Source organism: Rathayibacter sp. AY1C6 (assembly GCF_002931535.1).
Classification (GTDB): domain Bacteria; phylum Actinomycetota; class Actinomycetes; order Actinomycetales; family Microbacteriaceae; genus Rathayibacter.
Window position 1 is genome coordinate 1 of sequence record NZ_PSWC01000019.1, and the last position, 17,822, is coordinate 17,822.

A 17,822-nucleotide genomic window follows, 5' to 3' on the forward strand; every position below is an offset into this window, starting at 1 on the left:
GGCTCATGGGGGACCGTTCTCGAGGGGGAGGACGGTGGGGGAGCCGTCGGTGCTGACGCTAGGGGAGCGGCGCCCCGGATGACCCCGAACGGGTGACCCCAGAACGGGCTGGATGTGCGCGACGGCAGCGGATCCGGTCGTCCGGCGGGCGGAACCGACTGGAAGGCGAGCGTCCTCTCAGCCGCCTGCCACCGGCACGATCCGCAGCCGGCTCATCGCCCAGACCAGCGCCCCCGACGCGAGGAACGCGACCGCGATCCCGACGACGAACACCGACACCTGCCCGTACCCGGTCGCGGGATCCAGGAACGGATAGGGCACCCAGCCGTCCGTTGCTCCGCGGATCAGCACCACGACGAGCCAGACGATCGGGTAGACCACGACCAGCCAGAGCCTGCGCCACGGCAGCGGAGGGCGATCCGCGAGCAGCAGCCAGTCGAGCAGTCCGTAGACGGGGAACAGCACGTGCATGACGGTGTTGGCCCACGGCAGCGCCACTCCGCCCGCCACATCGGTGAGGAGGGTGTTGTAGACGAGGCCGACGACGATGATGTACCCGGTGAAGGCGCCCCTCACCAGCACGAGCCCGCCGGGCGCGGGACGGCGGCGGAGCGCGAGCACGGCGGTGGCTCCGAGCACGACGGCCAGCACGATGTTGCTCTGGATGGTGAAGAAGCCGAAGAAGTTGAACGGGTTCAGCGGCGTCCGAGAGGCGGTGTCGACGGCCGTCGCGATCACGGCCACCAGAACGGCGGCGGCCACGAGGAGGCGGAGGAGCGCGACCGGCACGCGGGCCGACTCCGCCCGGGAGGAGGGAGCGGGCGGCGTCATCGCTCGAGCGTAGCGCCGGAGCGCCTACCCTGTCCCCGTGCTCACGATCGGTGTCGACCTCGCTGCGGAGCCGGTGCGCACCGCTCTCGCCGCCCTCGAGTTCTCCGGCGGCCGGGCCGTCGTCCGCTCGCTCGTACTCGGCGCCGAGGACGCGACGATCGTCGATGCGTCACGGGACGCGGCGGTCATCGGGATCGACTGCGCGTTCGGCTGGCCGGTGGAGTTCGCGGCGTTCGTCTCCGCGCACACGCGACGGGAGGTCTCGCCGCGGACGCTCGCGGGACGCGACTGGCGCCGCCGCCTCGCGTACCGCGAGACGGACCGGGTGGCGCGCGAGGTCACCGGCCGCTGGCCGCTCAGCGTCTCGACCGACCGGCTCGGGATGACCGCGATGCGCTGCGCGGAGCTGCTCGACGCCTTCGCCGCGAGCGGGGAGGACGTCGACCGCTCCGGGCGCGGACGGCTCGTCGAGGCGTACCCGGCGGCGGCGCTGCGGCTCTGGGGAGTGGACACCACGGGGTACAAGACGCGACCGGAGGCCGTGGCGCTCGCCGTGGAGTCGCTGCGACGGGCCGCGCCCTGGCTCGATGTGCCGGCGCCCGCGCTCGCGCTGATGATCCGCTCCGACGACGCGTTCGACGCCGTCGTCGCCGCTCTCAACGCCCGCGCCCACGCCCTGGGCGCGACCCTGCCGGTGCCTCCCGAACTGCAGGAGGCGGCGGAGGCCGAGGGGTGGATCGCGGTGCCGACCGGATCGCTCGCGGAGCTCGCGGGCTGATCCGGCCGTCCCGACGGCTGCGCGCTCAGGCCGGGATCTTCGCCCCCAGCAGGCCGGCGGCGACCTCGGCGGCCCGCTCGGCCTCCTCGACGGTCGAGAAGGGTCCGGTGGGGACGAGGGAGGGCGCGGTGGTCAGTCGGGCGTCGATCTCGAGTCGGAACCGGGGCAGCTCCGCCCCGGGAACGACGACGATCCTGACTCCGTTCCGGCTCCATCGCGCGGGTTGGATAGAAGAAATCTGTGTCATGGTGCTCTCCGCTTTCGCGATCATCCGCACGGGTGGCTGACGCCTCGACCGTGCACGCTTCACGCTACGTCCGGTGCCCGTCTCTCCGAACGGGCTTGACCTCTCAGGCTCGTCGGGCGTAGCGGGTCACTGCAGCCGGTCGAGGGTGTCGCTGATCCGCCGCAGGCACTCGATGAGGACCGACACCTGCGCGGTGTCCAGGTCGGCGAGCACCTCGCCCTCGGCGGCGACGAGATTGCGCATCGCCTCGTCGACCCGCTTCGTGCCCCGCGGGGTGAGCGAGACGATCTTGCTGCGCGAGTCGGCGGCGTTCTGCTCGCGGACCACGAGCCCGCGAGCCCCGAGGCGGTCGACGCGGCTGGCCAGGTTGCCGCTGGACAGCGCGAGGTGCGTGGCCAGGGCCGAGGGCGTCATCCCGCCCTCTCCGCGCTGCCGCAGCAGCGAGAGGAGCTCGAACTCCCACGGGGCGAGATCGCTGACGGCGAAGGACTGCCGCCGCACCTCCTGCACGCGCGGGCTGAGGCGGCGGAGGCGGGAGACGACGTCCAGAGGCGCGAGATCGAGGTCGGGCAGGGCCCCGGCCCACGCGTCGATCACCAGATCGACATCGTCGTCTTCGCGCATGCCCCGATTATCCCCGGACGGCGCGGGCGCCGACGACGGGTGGTCCGGGGAGGCCGGCGGGCCTAGCCTGTGCGGACGACGGGCGGACCGGTCAGGCGCGGGCGGCCCGGACGTAGGCGACGATCGCGTTGGCGTGGCCGTGGCCCAGGCCGTGCTCGGTCTTCAGCCAGGTGACGACCTGCATGTGCGGCTCGGAGCGCAGACGCTCGTCGGCGAGGTCCAGCCAGTCCTGGACGGGACGGTCGTAGGTCTTCTCGATGCTCGGGAAGTACGAGGCCGGTCCCTTCGGCTTCGCACCGTCGGCGGGCGGTTCGGGAGCGAGCACGCGGTCGGTCATGCGGTCACGATAGCGAGCCGCGGTCAGGTCGTGTAGGCCGAGGGGTCGAACCGGCCGAGCTCCTCGCGGAAGGCGAAGGCGAAGTCGGGCCAGAGCAGGGTGAGTCGCCGGTTGTCGTCCAGGTACCAGCTCTCGCAGCCGCCGTTGGTCCAGACGGTGTCGGCGCTGAGGGCGTCGAGGCGGGCGACGGAGGCGGCCTCGGCCTCGGCGGTGACCTCGAGCCGGTCGGCGCCGGAGACGGCGAGGTGGTCGAGCGCGGCGAGCACGTAGTCGATCTGCGTCTCGATCATGTGCACTGCGGAGTTGTGGCCGAGGCTCGCGTTGGGGCCGTTGACGACGAAGAGGCTCGGGAACCCGTGGACCGCGGTCGACTCGTACGCGACCATGCCGTCGGCCCAGCGGTCGGCGAGGAGGACGCCGCCGCGGCCGCGGATGCGCCGGGCGAAGGGCGGCCGCGTGGAGTGGAAGCCGGTCGCGAAGACGAGCACGTCGACCCTGTGCGGGACGCCGTCGTCGCCGAGCGCGGCGCCCTCCTCGATGCGCCGGAGCGGACCGGGGACGACGCGGACGTGCGGCTGCGCGAGAGCGGGGTAGTAGTCGTCCGAGAGGAGCACGCGCTTGCAGCCGATCTCGTAGTCCGGAGTCAGCACGGCGCGGAGCGCGGGATCGATGATCTGCGCCTCGAGGTGGCCGAGCGCCTCCGCCCGCAGCCGATCGATGGCGTCGGGCACGGCGACGCGGCCGGCGAAGCCGAGCTCGGCGCGCCAGAACAGCTCCTCGCGGAGCCTCGCCAGGGCCCCGGGCGCGCGGGAGAGGGCTCGGCGCTCCTCCGGCGGGTACGGGCGGTTCCGGCGGGGGACGACATACGGGGCCGAGCGCTGGAAGAGCACCACCTCGGCGGCGCGCTCGGCGAGGTGCGGCACGATCTGCACGGCGGAGGCGCCCGAGCCGACGATGCCGATGCGCTTCCCGTCGAGGTCGACGTCGTCCCGCCAGCGTGCGGAGTGGAAGGCGGGACCCGCGAACGAACCCAGGCCCGGGACGGCCGGGAGGCGGGGCTCGGAGAGGCGCCCCGCGCAGACGAGGAGGACCGCGGCGGAGTAGTCGCCCCGGGAGGTGCGCACCCGCCAGCGGTGCGCCTCCTCGTCGAAGACCGCCTCGAGCACCTCGGTCCCCAGCCGGAGCCGCGGCGTCAGGCCCTCCTTCTCGACGACGCGCTCGAGGTAGGCCTGGATCTCGGCCCCGGGGGCGTAGAACGCCGACCAGTCGGCCTCGGGGGCGAAGGAGTAGGAGTAGAGGTGCGAGGGGATGTCGCAGGAGACCCCGGGGTAGACGTTGTCCCGCCAGGTCCCGCCGATCCGCTCGGCGCGCTCCAGCACGACGAACGAGGTCCCGCCGCGGCGCTCCAGGCGGACCGCGGCTCCGAGGCCGGCGAACCCGGCGCCGATCACGACGACGTCGACGTCCATCAGACCGTCGTCCTCGCCAGGACGCTGCCCGCCGGGTCGCGGTGCGGATCGGCGAGGAAGTGCTCGAGGACGGCGAGGAGCTCGGCGGGCCGCTCGGCGAGCACCGCGTGACCGGAGTCGAGGACGGCGTAGCGGGCGTCGTCGATCGCGCCGAGCAGGGACTCGGCGCCCTCGACGCCGGCGACGGCATCGGCGGAGCAGCCGACCACGAGGGCGGGAACCCGGCAGTCCGAGGCGGCCGCAGCGACGTCGGCCTGGGCGGAGGCGGCGAGCATCCTGGCGGCGTCGGCGCCCCACGGGGAGGAGGCGGTGGCCGAGCGGACGGCGAGGAGCCGAGCGGCCTCCTCCTGCGCGTCGGGCGGCAGCATCGGCCAGAGGCGCGCCGTGCGGAGGAGGCGCTCCGTCGGGCGCAGCCATCCGGCCACGAGGGCGAGGGCGCGCACCCGCCGATCGCCCGCGGCGAGGGCCACGGCGGCTCCGAGCGAGTGGCCGATCAGGACGGCCTCCTCGGCGCCGAGCGCGTCCAGGGAGGCGCGGACCGCGGCGGGTCCGTCGAGCCAGGGGTCGCCGAGATCGGCGAGCTCGAGCGCGGCGACGCGGTGGCGCCGCGCCAGCATCGGCAGCAGCAGCCCGGTGTCGCTCCGCGCGCCCCGGCCGACGCCGGTCAGCAGCAGGACCGCGCGCGGGCTCTCGGCGCCCGCGGTCAGCAGCCGCACGGTGGCGCTGTCCGACTCGATCCGCTCCTCCCGGACCAGCTCGGCCTGGCGCCGCAGGTACTCGGAGCGGGTCATGACGCCCGGCGGGTCCCGCGGACCGGGAGGCGCATCCGCTGCGGACCCGCCGCTGCGACGGGCTCCGCCCGCAGCGCCCTCTCCGGCGCGACCACGCCGTACGTCGTGGTGCGCTGGCGCCAGCCGCGGCCGATCTCGCCGCTCAGCCGGGCGACGGTCGCGATGTCGAGCGAGCGGTAGGCCTCCGCTCCGGCCTCGGGCCGCAGGGCGCCGTCGAGCAGCAGGCCGCCGAGGTCGTCCGCCCCGCCGCGGAGGAGGACCTGCGCCGCGTGCAGTCCGAGCTTGGTCCAGGCGGTCTGCACGTGGGCGATCCGGCCGTGGAGGACGAGCCGTGCGACGGCGTGCACGGCGCGGGTCTCGCGGAGGGTCGGCCCGCCCCGGCTCGCGCGCACCACGGCGGGAGGCGCCTCCGCGGGGACGAAGGGCATCGCGATGAACTCGGTGAAGCCGCCCGTCTCGTCCTGGATCGCCGCGAGCGTGCGCAGGTGCGCGAGCTGCTGCTCGGGGGTCTCGACGTGTCCGTAGACCATGGTCGAGGTGGAGCGGAGGCCGCTGCGGTGCGCGGCCGTGATCGCCTCGCGCCACTCGGCCACGGTCGGGTCCGTCCCCTCGCTCAGGACGGCGCGGACGTCGTCGTCGAGGATGCGGGCGGCGGTCCCCGGGACGGAGTCCACGCCGGCCTCGCGCAGAGCGTCGAGCATCGCGGGCAGGGTTCGGCCCGTGCGCCGGGCGACCTCGAGGATCTCGCCGGGCCGGTAGGCGTGCAGGTGCAGCGAGGGCTGCCGCTCCTTCAGCGTGCGGACGATCAGCAGCAGATCGTCGCCCGGGTGCTCCGGTCCGATCGCGCCCTGGAGGCAGAGCTCGGTGGCGCCGAGCGCGACCGCCTCGTCGGCGAGCTCCTCCAGCCGCTCGACGGTCAGCCCGCCGTCTCCCCAGAGGGAGGTGTCGATGTTGCGGTTGACGACGATCGAGACCTCGTCGCCGGCGGCGTCGTGCCGGAGGTCGTCCGCCAGAGCGGAGAGGGCGTCGAGGTCGTCGCCGTCGGCTGCGAGCAGGGCGAGGTAGTCGGCGTCCTCGAGACCGGCGGGGTCCGTCTCCGCCCGGGCGAGCACGGCGCCGAGGGCGGGCGCGACCGGTCGGGGCAGGGCGTCGAGCGAGTCGCGGTAGGGCCGGGGGAGGACCGCTGCCGCCTCGTCGGCGAGCCAGGTCCCGCGGTCGGCGAGCGCCTCGACGTAGGGAGCGACGCGCGGATCGATCCAGGTGGCCGAGTCGCGGAGGTACTGCGGGTGGGCGGTCAGCCGCTCGTGCAGCCGGTAGCCGGCCGCCGCGGTGAGCCGCGCGAGGTCGTCGATGTTCGGCCAGGGGCGCTCCGGATTCACGTGATCCGCCGTGAGCGGGCTGACACCGCCCCAGTCGTCGACCCCGGCGCGCAGCAGCAGCCCGAGCTCCTGCGCGTCGGTGAGGTTCGGCGGCGCCTGGATCGTCGCCTCGGCGCCCAGCACGAGGCGCGCGACCGCGACGTTGGCCACGTACTCCTGCAGCTCGAGGTCGACCTCGTTCTGCATGGCCGTCCGCGGCTTCGCGCGGAAGTTCTGAACGATGCACTCCTGCACGTGGCCCCACCGCTCGTGGGACTCGCGGATCGCGAAGAGGGCGTCCACCCGCTCCGCCGCGTTCTCGCCGATGCCCAGCAGCACGCCGGTGGTGAAGGGGATGCGGCTGCGTCCCGCGTCCTCGAGCACGCGCAGGCGCAGCGCCGGGTCCTTGTCCGGGGAGCCGTAGTGCACGCCGCCCTTCTCGGACCAGAGGCGCTCGGCGGTCGTCTCGAGCATCATGCCCATCGAGGGCGCGACCGGGCGGAGCCGCTGCAGCTCGGCCCATGACATCACGCCGGGGTTCAGGTGCGTGACCATGCCCGTCTCGCTCATCACCAGGACGGCCATCGCGCGCACGTACTCGAGCGTCGAGGCGTAGCCGTGCTCGGCGAGCCAGGCGCGGGCGACCGGCCACCGGTCCTCCGGGCGGTCGCCGAGCGTGAACAGGGCCTCCTTGCAGCCGAGCGCGGCACCGGCGCGGGCGACCTCGAGGATCTCCTCCGGCTCCATGAAGGTCGACTCGCGCTTGGCCGCGAGCCCGCCCGGTGTCTCCACGAAGACGCAGTAGTGGCACCGGTCGCGGCAGAGCTTGGTCAGCGGGACGAAGACCTTCCGAGAGTAGGTGACGACGCCGGGCCGTCCGCGGCGGGCGAGTCCGTCGTCGCGCAGGCGGCCGGCGGCCTCCAGCAGCAGGTCGAGGTCGTCGCCGCGCGCGCCGAGGAGCTCTTCTGCGGTCTCGCGCGTCAGCGCCTCGCCGTGGTCGAGCCGGGCGAGCAGGGTGGCCGTGGTCATGCGGGAGCGGCCCTTCCGAAGGGAGTCGTGGCGGAGGCGGAGGTCAGAGCGCGCGCAGCCGCGGCGCGAGGTCGCGCTCGAAGGCGTCGAAGAAGCGCTGCTGGTCGTCGCCCGGGGCGTGGAAGACCAGGTGGGTGAAGCCCGCGTCGACGTAGGGCTTGATCTGCGCGACCGTCTCCTCGGGGTCGGAGCCGACGATCCAGCGCTTCGCGACCTGCTCGATCGGCAGCTCGTCGGCGGCGCGCTCCATGTCGACCGGATCGGTCAGCGAGTGCTTCTGCTCCGGCGACAGCGAGAGCGGCGCCCAGAAGCGCGTGTTCTCGAGCGCGAGCGCCGGATCGGGATCGTAGGAGAGCTTGATCTCGATCATGCGGTCGATGGTCGAGGAGTCGCGATCGGCCGCCGCGGCGCCCTCCTCGACGGCGGGGAGCAGCTTCTCGGTGTAGAGCTCCATGCCCTTACCCGATGTGCAGATGAAGCCGTCGCCCGCGCGGCCGGCGTACTTCGCGACGACGGGGCCGCCCGCCGCGATGTAGACCGGCACGCCGCTCTCGGGCTTGTCGTAGATCGACGCCTCGTGCGTGGAGTAGTACTCGCCGTCGAAGGTGACGCGGTCGCCCGCCCAGAGCGCGCGCATCAGCCGCACGGCCTCGCGCAGGCGGGCGAAGCGCTCCTTGAAGTCCGGCCAGGTCTGCTCGCCCGCGCCCTGGTAGCCGGTGGCGACCTCGTTCAGCGCCTCGCCGGTGCCGACGCCGAGCATGATCCGCTCGGGGTAGAGCACGCCGAGCGTGCCGAACGCCTGGGCGATGACGGCGGGGTTGTAGCGGTAGTGCGGGGTCATCACGGAGGTGCCGAGGGTGATGGTGGAGGTGCGCTCACCGGCCGCGGCGAGCCAGGCGAGGGAGAACGGCGCGTGCCCGCCCGTGTGCCGCCACGGCTGGAAGTGGTCCGATACGACCGCGGTCTCGAAGCCGTGCCGCTCGGCGCCGACCGCGAGCTCGACGAGCTCCCGGGCGCCGAACTGCTCCGCCGATGCCTTGTACCCGAGCGTGATCGTCATCTGCAGCCTTCGTGAGAGGTGGGACGGCCCCCGGAGCGGGAGCGGCCCCTCCATTCTGCGCCCGCCGCGGCGCCCGGCGGGACGGGTGGACGCACCCGGGGGAGGCGTGCCCCGATCCCGTGCTGGGGAGGAGCGTCAGGCCGGCGGAGCGGCGATGTTCACCATCCAGCCGACGCCGTAGCGGTCGACCAGCATCCCGAAGCGGTCGCCCCAGGGCGAGACGACCAGCGGCTCGACGACCGTGCCGCCCTCGGCCAGGCCGTCCCAGTAGCCGCTCAGCTCGGCGTCGTCGTCGCCGAAGAGCGCGATCGTGATGCGGGCGCCGCTCTCGGCCGGGCTCGAGGAGGGGGAGTCGGAGCCCATCAGGATCATTCCGCTCGGCGTGACGAGCTGGGCGTGCATGATCCGGTCCTGGTCGGCCGGATCCGCGCTCATCTCGAAGTCGCCGAAGCGGCTGGAGCTGAGCTCGCCGCCGAGGACGTCCCGGTAGAACTCCATCGCCTCCTGCGCGGAGCCGTCGAAGCCGATGTAGGGGCTCAGTGAAGTGGGCACGGCACGCCTTTCCGTCGAGGTGCGCCCAGTATCTCCGCGTCCCGACGCGAGCACCAGGGGCGTCCTGCAGAAGGTCCGCCCCCGGCCCTCAGAGCTCGTCGCGGGTGGGCGGGTTCGCGCCGGAGCGGGAGGTCGTGATGCCGGCGACGTGCGCGGCGTGACGGCCGATCGCGTGCAGGGCGGGGCCGTCGAGGAGCATCCCGTTCGCGGCGCCGAGGCCCTGGCGGAACGCCTCGTCGAGGATCGCGCCCATCGCGGAGTCGCCGGCGCCGATCGTGTCCGCCACCACGATCCGGGCGGCGGGCACGGTCACCCGCGTCATGGCCGAGGCCAGCAGCAGTCCCTCCGCGCCGCGGGTGACGACCGCGAGCTGCGACCCGAGGGAGAGCAGCCTGCTGAGGACCTCGTCGAGCTGCATCGTCGGGTAGAGCCACTCCGCGTCCTCGTCGCTGAGCTTCACGACCTCGCACGCGGCGGCGATCCGCTCGAAGCGCGCGAGCGCCTCGGCGTGCGCGCCGACCAGAGCCGGACGGATGTTCGCGTCGACGCTCGCCGTCACTCCGGCGGGCAGAGCCTCGAGGAGCCCGAGCACGGCGGATCCGCCCGGCTCGAGGAAGATCGCGATGGAGCCGGTGTGGACGTGGGAGGCGCCCTCCGGGTCCGCCGCCGGCGGGTTCCAGGAGAGGTCGAAGACGTAGCGGGCCGACCCGTCCGCGGCGAGGACCGCCCGAGCGGTGCTGGTGCGCTCCGAGTCGCCGTGCCGGACCTCCACTCCGGAGGCCTCGAGGTGGGCGCTGATGCGGCGGCCGCGCTCGTCGTCGGCGATGTCGGTGACGAGGGTCGCGGGCCGCCCGAGGCGGGCGAGCGTGAGGGCGACGTTGGCCGGGGAGCCGCCGACGTGCTCCGTGGCGCTGCCGTCTCGCTCGACGATGTCGATCAGCGCCTCGCCGATGACCAGGGTGCGGGAAGCCGGGCTGACGCGCTCGTCTGTGGAGGACATGCCGACATCATGCCGGGTGACGGGGTCGCCCCGCGACGCGTGGGGCCGACCGGCGCAAGCGGCTCGCGTCCCGACCGCGGTCTCAGCCCCGGTCGCGCAGGTCCGCCAGCACCGCGTCCACGGTCGTGATCTCGATCAGCGGCGCGTACAGGGACATGGCGTCGAGCGCGCGCTGGTGGTCGGCCTCGGAGGCGCCCGCGCAGGCGTCCGCGGCGACCCTGACCCGCACTCCGGCGTCCGCGGCCGCCAGCGCCGTCGAGAGCACGCAGCAGTCGGTCGAGATGCCGGTGAGCACGAGCTCGCGGGAGTCGTCGAGCTCGGCCTCGAGCTCGGGCCCCCACTTGCCGAAGGTCGTGGCGGTGATCGTGCGGTGGCCCTCGAACCCGGCCACGAGCTCGTAGAGCCGGTCGCTCTCGGGGACGAGCGCGAACGGCCACTCGCGGTAGTAGGGGATCCACGCGCCGGCGGGCCGCTCCGGGGCGACGAAGCGGGTGGTCACGATCCGCTCGCCGAACGCCGGGAGGAGCCGGCGGGTCCCCTCGGCCGCGCGCTCGAATCCGCCGGATCCCCACGGCGACTCGGCGTCGGCGAAGACGTGCTGCAGGTCGATCGCGACGAGCAGGCTCACGCCGAGGCCTCCTGGCGGCGGACGGCCCCACGCGAGAGGGCGAGCGTCCCTGCGAAGCCGATCACGAGCGCCACGAGGACGCCGAGATTGGCGCCGGCCCAGTCGCCTCCTCGGCCGCCGAGCGGGCCGAGGAGGTAGCCCTCCCACTCGAACCCGGGGGAGTAGTTGACCACCAGGCCCCAGCCGACGACCGCGCCGATCAGCACGAGGGCCACGGGGACCGCCGAGACGCTGCCGTAGCGGCCGCGGGAGTCGTACAGGGCCTCCTGGTCGTAGTCGCGCCGGCGGAGGAGGAGGTCGGCGAGGAACACGCCGAGCCAGGCCGCGATCGGCACGCCGAGGGTGATCAGGAAGCCCTGGAACGGGCCGAGGAAGTCGCCCGCGACGAACACGACGTAGACCGCTCCGAGGACCATCAGCACGCCGTCGATCCCGGCGGCCACCGGCCGCGAGACCTTGAGCCCCGTGCTGAGCAGCGCCAGGCCCGAGGAGTAGATGTCCATCACGGCCCCGCCGATCAGGCCGAGCAGCGCGACGACGATGAAGGGGAGCAGGAACCAGGTCGGCAGGATCCCGGCGAGCGCTCCGATCGGGTCCGCGGCGATCGCGTCCGAGAGCTCCTGCGAGGAGCCGGCCAGTAGCAGGCCGACGACCACCAGCACGACGGGCGCGACCGCTCCGCCGATCGTCGTCCACGCGATCACTCCGCTCGTGCGGGCACCGCGGGGGAGGTAGCGGGAGTAGTCGGCCGCGGCGTTCACCCAGCCCAGCCCGAAGCCGGTCATCATGAACACGAGCCCGCCGATGACCGCGGCGGCCGAGCCCGCGGGCAGGGCGCCGACGGCAGCGAGGTCGATCCGGTCGAGGACGAGCACGACGTAGACCACGGTCAGCACGGCGGTCGCGACGGTGATCGCGAGCTGGAGCCGCATGATCAGGCGGAAGCCCGCGATCCCGGCGATCACGATGAGCGCGGCGACCACGATCAGCGCGACCACCTTGGTGAGCACGCCCCCGTCCCAGCCGAACTCCTCGAACACCGTCGCCGTCGCGAGCACCGCGAGGGAGGCCAGCACCGTCTCCCAGCCCACCGTGAGCAGCCAGGAGATCACCGAGACGAGGCGGTTGCCGTCGACCCCGAAGGCCGCCCGGCTGAGCACCATCGTCGGGGCGGAGCCGCGCTTGCCGGCGACGGCGACCAGACCGCAGAAGAGGAACGAGACGACGATCCCGATCACGCTGACGAGCGTCGCCTGCCCGAAGGAGAGGCCGAAGCCGAGGAGGAAGGAGCCGTAGCTCAGCCCCAGCACGGACACGTTCGCGGCGAACCACGGCCAGAACAGGTCGCGAGGGCGGCCGTGCCGCTCCGACTCCTGGATCGTGTCGAGGCCGTTGAGCTCGATGCCGCTTGCGGGGCGGGTGCTCGGACGATCGGGGGAGGTCATCGCGTCCTCGTTCTCACGGGTGCCGGCCCTGCGCCGGAGCTGTGACGAACCTACAGCGCCCCGCGCTCGAACAGCAGCCGGAGCGATTCGAGGTCGTCCGCGACCCGCGCGCAGTCCTCGTCCCAGTCGTCGAGGCTCATCCCGGGGCGCCGCCGCACGGTGAAGGCCACCTCGGCGCCGTCCCCGTTCACGAGCACCCGGAGCGGATTGTCCACCACCGTCCCGTCGGGGAGCGTGACCTGGTGGTCCGCGACGCCGAACGGGTTCTGCGGGGCGAAGCGCACCTCGACCCGGCCCATCGGCGAGTCGGCGAACCAGCGTCCGTCGACCTCTTCGAGCGCGGCGGAGGCGAGGCCCGCGGCCCACCGCGGGAGGTTCGCCGGGTCGGAGACGAAGGCGTACACCTCCGCGGCCGGAGCCTCGATCACGACGCCCACGGGGCGCGATTCGTACAGGGTCATCCGCTCGTCCTTCCTCTGCAGCCGGTCAGTGCTCGTCGCCGAAGCTGGCGACCAGCAGCGCGGCCAGCGCCGTCCGCTCCAGCATGCCCTCGATGCCGATCGCCTCGCTGCGCGCGTGCGCACCCTCGCCCGGGGCGCCGAGCCCGTCGAGGACCGGCAGGCCCAGCGCGGCGACGAGGTTGCCGTCGCTCGCCCCGCCGACCGCGATCTCGCGGAGGGGGACGTCGATCCGCTTCGCGACCCGCTCGGCCCTGCGGTAGAGCGCGGCGACGGAGGCGGTCCGCTCGAAGACGGGCCGCTCCCAGGAGCCGCGCACCTCCAGCCGGATGCGCGGGTCGGCGGCGGCGAGCGCGTCGAGCTCGGCCTCGACACGGGCGGCCTCGGCGGATCCGCGGATCCGCGCCTCCAGCTCCAGGCGCACGCGGGCCGTCGTCACGTTGACCCGCGAGCCGCCGGAGACCACTCCGATGTTGACCGAGGTGCCCTCCTCCTCCCGCGCGATCGCCAGCACCCGCGGGATCAGCGAGCCGAGCTCGTGGATCGCGCTCGCCCCCTTCTCCGGCTCGACCCCGGCGTGCGCCTCGACCCCGACCACGTCGATCACGAAGCGCCCGATGCCCTTGCGCGCCGTCTTGACCGCGTCGCCGATCGCGCCCTCGAACACCAGGACCGCGTCGGCGCCCGCGCACTGCCGCTCCAGGAACGGGCGGGAGGCGGCGCTGCCGATCTCCTCGTCCCCGCTCATCACCAGGCGGACGGCCGGATGCGGGACGCCGGCGTGGCGGAGCGCGGCCACCAGCCACACCATCTGCACCAGCCCGGCCTTCATGTCGTAGCTGCCCGGTCCGCTCAGGCGGTCGCCGTCGACGGCGAAGGGCCAGGAGCGGGTCGTGCCCAGGGGCCACACCGTGTCGTAGTGGCCGAGCAGCGCCACGAACGGACGCGTGCCCCGGTGCGGTCTCGCGCCGCCGCTCGCCGGGACGGTCCAGCTGGTCGCGGTCGGCGCGTCCTGCGCACGCCGGTGCTGCACGTCGGCGTCGTGCCCGAGCCGCTCTCCCACCCAGTGCACCAGGAAGGCGTGCAGCTCGCCGAGCGCCTCGAGGGAGTCGCTGGGGCTCTCGATCATCACGAGGTGCCGGACGTCGTCGAGCATCCGCGAGCGGTTGTCGCGGAGGAAGGAGCGCACGCGGGCGGCGTCGTCGGCATCGGGGAAGGTCATCGACTCCGGAGTACCAGAGTGCGGCCGCTCGCGCGAACCGGCTGAACCGTTCGGGCCCCCGTTACGTTGGTGCAGGAAGAGGTGGAGATGTCCGAGGATCAGGCCCAGATGCTGCGTGCGCTGCACGACGAGCACGCCAGCGCGCTCTGGCGGTTCGTGCTGCGCCTGACCGGCGACCGCCAGATGGCGGAGGACGTCGTGCAGGAGGCGCTGCTGCGCGCCTGGAAGCACCCCGAGATCCTCGCCCAGGGCGAGGCCGCCGCCCGCTCCTGGCTCTACACCGTGGCCCGGAACCTCGTCATCGACGACCGCCGCAGCGCCCGCTACGCCCGGGAGCTGGGCACGGACGAGGTCCCCGAGCGCCCGACCGCCGACCGCACCGACCAGGTGCTCGACGCCTGGCTGCTCTCGGACGCGCTCAGCGGACTGAGCCACGACCACCGCGCCGTCATCGTGCACGCCTACTACGGCGGCCGCACGGTCACCGAGATCGCCGCGCTGCTGGGGATCGCCCCGGGCACCGTCAAGTCGCGGATGCACTACGGGATGCGGGCCCTCAAGCTCGCACTGCAGGAGCGGGGGGTGACGGAGCTGTGAACCGCGACCCCTCCTCCGACGACCGGCACGACGACCCCTTCCGCGACTGGGACGCCGCGTACCTCCTCGGATCCCTGACCGCTGCCGACCGCCGCGAGTACGAGCTGCACCTGCGCGCCTGCCCCGGCTGCCGCGAGTCCCTCGCCGAGTTCGTCCCGCTGCCGGGCCTGCTGGCCCACCTGCCCCAGGACGAGGCGATGCGCCTGGTCGAGGAGCCGGAGGCGGCCGGCGATCCGGCTCCGGCGGCACTGCTGACCCGCCTCGCCGCGGCCACCGACTCCGTCCGCCGCCGGACGCGGCTGCGCATCGCGGGCCTGGTGCTCGCCGCCGCGGGCGTCTCGGCCGCCGCCGCCGTCGCCCTGCCGCTCGCGATCGGCCCGTCCCTCGCCCCCGTCGAGACCGTCGGCTCGACCGTCTCGCTCGCCGCGGCTCCGGGCGTCCCCGTCGAGGCCTCCGTGCGGTTCGTGCCGCAGCAGTGGGGCACGCGGATCGACATGGACTGCAGCTGGGCCGACACGGCCGAGCAGTACGCGGGCTCGGCCGGCTACGTCCTCTACGTCACGGACACCTCGGGCGGCACCGAGGCCGTCGGATCGTGGACGAGCGCGCCGGGGACGACGATGGAGCCCAGCCTCGCCACCGGGCTCCCGCTGTCCGAGATCGCCTCGGTCGAGGTGCGGCTGCAGGGAACGGACACCGTCGTGCTCACCGGCCGCCCCTGAGCGGGCCGCCGGATTCCCAGGTGCGCGCTCGGCGGACTGAGTAGCTTCTCAGTCATGACGATCGCGACCCTCGCCCTCGCCCCCGCCTCCGTGGCGACCGCCTCCTCCTCCGACAGCATCGACGAGCTCTCCGGACTCGTCGGCGTCGCCGCGCGGGTGATCGCCGCGCTCGGAGAGGCGGGCGTCGGCCTGCTGACGCTGATCGAGACGGTGTTCCCGCCGATCCCGAGCGAGCTCGTGCTGCCGCTGGCCGGCTTCCTCGCCCAGCAGGGCCGGATGAACCTGGTGCTGGTCGTGATCACGGCGACCCTCGGCGCCTACCTCGGCGGCCTGATCCTCTACGCGCTCGGCCACCGCATCGGCACGGAGCGCTCGATCCGCCTGCTCTCCAAGCTCCCGCTGGTCGACCGCGAGGACTTCGAGAAGGCGGTCGGCTGGTTCCGCCGGCACGGCACCTGGGCGGTCCTCTTCGGTCGCCTCATCCCGGGCGTGCGCAGCCTCATCTCGCTCCCCGCGGGGGCCGAGCGGATGAACCTGCTGCTGTTCTCGGGACTGACGATCCTCGGCTCCGGCGTCTGGAACGGCCTGCTGATCGGCCTCGGCGCAGCTCTGGGCACGCAGTACGAGCTCGTCGACCAGTACGCGGGCGTGCTCGACGCGATCATCTACAGCGCGTTCGGCGTGCTGCTGCTCGCGCTCGTTGTGCGCCGCGTGCGGCGGCACCGTGCCGCGGCGCGCACCGGATCGCGCCACTGACCTGCGTCCTCGGGCGGGCGGGCGCAAGGCCCCGCGCCACCCCGCCCCGGTGCCCTAACGTTCGAGGGGTCCGCACTCCCCGACGCGAAGGAACGCCATGTCCGAGACCGCCGCGCCCACGATGTCCCGCACCTCCGTCGAGCGCTGGTGGATCATCGCCGTCTCGCTGATCGCGATCGTGCTCGGCGTCATCGCCGTCCTGATCCCCGGTCCGACGCTGCTGACCGTCGCCATCGTCTTCGGCATCCACCTGATCGCCGCGGGCGTCTTCCGCCTGCTGCTGGCCTTCACCGCCTCGCGGCTCGATGCCCGGGTGCGCTGGCTCGCGGGCCTGCTCGGCGCCCTGATCCTGGTCGCGGGCATCCTGTGCCTGTCGAACCCGTTCGAGTCGCTGAGCGTCCTGGGCCTCGTGATCGGCGCGGGCTGGATCCTCGACGGCGTCTCGAGCATCACCAGCGGCCGCACCGTCGCCGGCCCCGCGTGGCTGCCGATCGCGGCAGGGATCGCCTCGGTCATCGCGGGCGTCCTGACGATCATCATGCCCGTGCTGGCGCTGGCCTCCTTCGTCACGGTCGCGGCCATCCTGCTGATCGTCGTGGGCGTCTCGGGCCTGCTCCTGCTCCCGGGCCGCACGAAGCGCCCCGAGAGCGCCGAGGCGTAGACCGCGCGGATGGCCGATCCCGATCTCGTCCCCGAGCTGCTCGTCGCCGACCTCGACCGGAGCCTGGGATTCTGGTGCGGTCCCTGCGGGTTCCGGATCCACTACGCCCGGCCCGAGGAGGGCTTCGCGTACCTGGTCCTCGGCTCCGCGCACGTGATGCTCGAAGAGGCGGGGCGGGGCCGCAACTGGATCGCTGCACCGCTGGAGCGCCCGCTCGGTCGGGGAATGAACCTGCAGCTGCACGTCGACGACGCCGACCGGACGGCAGCGGCGCTCGCCGAGGCCGGGACGCCGCTGTTCTCACCGCTCGAGACCCGCTGGTACCGGGTCGGAGCGGAGGAGGCGGGCGTCCGTCAGCTGGTGGTGGCCGATCCGGACGGGTACCTGCTGCGGTTCCAGTCGTCGCTCGGACGCCGACCGGCTCGAGCGGACGTCCCCGTCGCTCCCTGACCGGCCGACCGCCCCACCATCCGCTCGGCTCAGGACGTCATGCCAGCGAGTGACGACCGAGACACCGCGCGGCTGGTTGCCTCGGAGACATGACGCAGCACCCCGCCACCGCGACCCTCCCGCAGGTCTCGGCCGCCGCCCTCTCCGAGCCCGCGATCGAGCAGGCCGCCTCGGCGGAGCACGAGCCCCTCGTCCGTCCGGCGGACCTGGTGTCGGCGCTCACGGGCGTCGCGCTCTGCTTCTTCTCCCTCTTCGTCTACGCCATCGCGCACTGGCAGTACTTCGGCACGGACGTCGACGAGGTGAGCGTCCTCGGCTGGCTCGCGCCGCTGATCGCCGGCGTCGCCTGCCTGCTGTCGGCCGTCGTGTCCGTCGGGGTCCGCGCCTCCGGGCGCCGCGCCGAGCGGACCGCGGCATGATCCCCGTCCTCGCCGGGCCCGGCCTCGAGGCCGCGGAGCAGCTCCTCGTCCGCGCCGGATGCCTCCGCCCCGAGCACCCGTGGGCGGCCGGTGCCGCCACGGAGGCCGCGCCGCGGATCGACTTCGCCGTCCTCGCCGAGCAGGCGTGCCTCCTCGACCTCTCGGAGGAGGCGGTCGCCCGCATCGCCGTGTCGCTCGCCACCGGCCGTCCCGTCGATCTGCGGAGCGCCTTCGGGCATCTCGCGCGCGACCACGCCCGGCTCGTCATGACCGCGGTCGCCGCTGCCGCCGGGCACGACCGCGTGAGCAGCCGGATCCGCGTGGTCGGCGACGAGCGCCGGGTCGAGACGGCGCCGCCCCTGGCCGTCTGGCCCTCCTGAGCCCCCCG

The 17,822-nt window shown here is 73.9% G+C and carries 22 protein-coding genes; 8 read left to right on the plus strand and 14 right to left on the minus strand.

The features are described from left to right. Positions 1-177 precede the first annotated feature (177 nt). Positions 178-831 (minus strand): Pr6Pr family membrane protein, encoded by a 654-nt coding sequence (locus tag C5D36_RS11875; RefSeq protein ID WP_104295911.1) that lies wholly within the window; start codon positions 829-831, stop codon positions 178-180. Between the two features lie 37 nt (positions 832-868). Here C5D36_RS11875 and C5D36_RS11880 point away from each other — a divergent pair, with 37 nt between their 5' ends. After that, positions 869-1,609, plus strand: a complete 741-nt coding sequence (locus C5D36_RS11880) for a DUF429 domain-containing protein (protein WP_104295912.1) — start codon at positions 869-871, stop codon at positions 1,607-1,609. Positions 1,610-1,634: 25 nt separating this feature from the next. On the opposite strand, the gene C5D36_RS11885 is transcribed toward C5D36_RS11880, so the two are convergent. The 13 genes from C5D36_RS11885 to C5D36_RS11945 all read right to left on the minus strand — a co-directional run bounded on the left by C5D36_RS11885 (position 1,635) and on the right by C5D36_RS11945 (position 13,829). Next, positions 1,635-1,856 (minus strand): hypothetical protein, encoded by a 222-nt coding sequence (locus tag C5D36_RS11885; RefSeq protein WP_146076606.1) that lies wholly within the window; start codon positions 1,854-1,856, stop codon positions 1,635-1,637. A gap of 126 nt (positions 1,857-1,982) precedes the next feature. Beyond that, complete coding sequence (locus C5D36_RS11890; protein ID WP_104295913.1) at positions 1,983-2,480, minus strand: MarR family winged helix-turn-helix transcriptional regulator; 498 nt, start codon at positions 2,478-2,480, stop codon at positions 1,983-1,985. 91 nt (positions 2,481-2,571) lie between these two features. Further along, on the minus strand, positions 2,572-2,817 hold the full coding sequence (locus C5D36_RS11895) for a DUF4287 domain-containing protein (RefSeq protein WP_104232872.1): 246 nt from the start codon (positions 2,815-2,817) through the stop codon (positions 2,572-2,574). A gap of 23 nt (positions 2,818-2,840) precedes the next feature. Beyond that, positions 2,841-4,286 carry an NAD(P)/FAD-dependent oxidoreductase gene (locus tag C5D36_RS11900; protein WP_104295914.1) on the minus strand — a complete coding sequence of 482 codons (1,446 nt, stop codon included), beginning with the start codon at positions 4,284-4,286 and terminating at the stop codon, positions 2,841-2,843. Beyond that, the gene (locus C5D36_RS11905) at positions 4,286-5,077 is read right to left on the minus strand and encodes an alpha/beta fold hydrolase (protein WP_104295915.1); all 792 of its coding nucleotides are present in this window, start codon (positions 5,075-5,077) and stop codon (positions 4,286-4,288) included. The genes C5D36_RS11900 and C5D36_RS11905 overlap by 1 nt, the downstream gene beginning before the upstream one ends. Then, positions 5,074-7,464 carry a 7,8-didemethyl-8-hydroxy-5-deazariboflavin synthase CofG gene (cofG, locus tag C5D36_RS11910; RefSeq protein ID WP_104295916.1) on the minus strand — a complete coding sequence of 797 codons (2,391 nt, stop codon included), beginning with the start codon at positions 7,462-7,464 and terminating at the stop codon, positions 5,074-5,076. Before cofG ends, C5D36_RS11905 begins: the two co-directional genes overlap by 4 nt. Before the next feature lie 43 nt (positions 7,465-7,507). Continuing rightward, positions 7,508-8,524, minus strand: coding sequence for a glucose-6-phosphate dehydrogenase (coenzyme-F420) (fgd, locus tag C5D36_RS11915; protein WP_181067747.1), 1,017 nt, complete (start codon positions 8,522-8,524; stop codon positions 7,508-7,510). A gap of 135 nt (positions 8,525-8,659) precedes the next feature. Beyond that, positions 8,660-9,076, minus strand: coding sequence for a VOC family protein (locus C5D36_RS11920; protein WP_104295917.1), 417 nt, complete (start codon positions 9,074-9,076; stop codon positions 8,660-8,662). 88 nt (positions 9,077-9,164) lie between these two features. Then, positions 9,165-10,076, minus strand: coding sequence for a carbohydrate kinase (locus tag C5D36_RS11925; protein WP_104295918.1), 912 nt, complete (start codon positions 10,074-10,076; stop codon positions 9,165-9,167). A gap of 82 nt (positions 10,077-10,158) precedes the next feature. Then, entirely contained in the window at positions 10,159-10,704 is a 546-nt protein-coding gene (locus tag C5D36_RS11930) for a cysteine hydrolase family protein (RefSeq protein WP_104295919.1), read from the minus strand. Beyond that, a complete protein-coding gene (locus tag C5D36_RS11935; RefSeq protein WP_104255420.1) occupies positions 10,701-12,149 on the minus strand; it encodes a cytosine permease in 1,449 nt (482 codons plus the stop codon). Before C5D36_RS11935 ends, C5D36_RS11930 begins: the two co-directional genes overlap by 4 nt. Before the next feature lie 50 nt (positions 12,150-12,199). Continuing rightward, the gene (locus C5D36_RS11940) at positions 12,200-12,610 is read right to left on the minus strand and encodes an SRPBCC family protein (protein WP_104295920.1); all 411 of its coding nucleotides are present in this window, start codon (positions 12,608-12,610) and stop codon (positions 12,200-12,202) included. Positions 12,611-12,635: 25 nt separating this feature from the next. After that, positions 12,636-13,829: a M20/M25/M40 family metallo-hydrolase gene (locus C5D36_RS11945; protein ID WP_104225069.1), complete on the minus strand. Its 1,194-nt coding sequence runs from the start codon at positions 13,827-13,829 to the stop codon at positions 12,636-12,638. 87 nt (positions 13,830-13,916) lie between these two features. Here C5D36_RS11945 and C5D36_RS11950 point away from each other — a divergent pair, with 87 nt between their 5' ends. The 7 genes from C5D36_RS11950 to C5D36_RS11980 all read left to right on the plus strand — a co-directional run bounded on the left by C5D36_RS11950 (position 13,917) and on the right by C5D36_RS11980 (position 17,814). Beyond that, a complete protein-coding gene (locus tag C5D36_RS11950; RefSeq protein ID WP_104225070.1) occupies positions 13,917-14,426 on the plus strand; it encodes a sigma-70 family RNA polymerase sigma factor in 510 nt (169 codons plus the stop codon). Further along, positions 14,423-15,148 carry an anti-sigma factor gene (locus tag C5D36_RS11955; RefSeq protein ID WP_104295921.1) on the plus strand — a complete coding sequence of 242 codons (726 nt, stop codon included), beginning with the start codon at positions 14,423-14,425 and terminating at the stop codon, positions 15,146-15,148. The genes C5D36_RS11950 and C5D36_RS11955 overlap by 4 nt, the downstream gene beginning before the upstream one ends. Before the next feature lie 54 nt (positions 15,149-15,202). Next, on the plus strand, positions 15,203-15,904 hold the full coding sequence (locus C5D36_RS11960) for a DedA family protein (protein ID WP_104225072.1): 702 nt from the start codon (positions 15,203-15,205) through the stop codon (positions 15,902-15,904). A gap of 97 nt (positions 15,905-16,001) precedes the next feature. Then, positions 16,002-16,565, plus strand: coding sequence for an HdeD family acid-resistance protein (locus C5D36_RS11965; protein ID WP_104225073.1), 564 nt, complete (start codon positions 16,002-16,004; stop codon positions 16,563-16,565). A 9-nt stretch (positions 16,566-16,574) separates the two neighbouring features. Beyond that, entirely contained in the window at positions 16,575-17,015 is a 441-nt protein-coding gene (locus C5D36_RS11970) for a VOC family protein (protein ID WP_104225074.1), read from the plus strand. A gap of 89 nt (positions 17,016-17,104) precedes the next feature. Next, positions 17,105-17,434, plus strand: a complete 330-nt coding sequence (locus tag C5D36_RS11975; RefSeq protein ID WP_104283313.1) for a hypothetical protein — start codon at positions 17,105-17,107, stop codon at positions 17,432-17,434. Beyond that, entirely contained in the window at positions 17,431-17,814 is a 384-nt protein-coding gene (locus C5D36_RS11980) for a hypothetical protein (protein WP_104295922.1), read from the plus strand. Before C5D36_RS11975 ends, C5D36_RS11980 begins: the two co-directional genes overlap by 4 nt. The last annotated feature ends 8 nt before the right edge of the window (positions 17,815-17,822 follow it).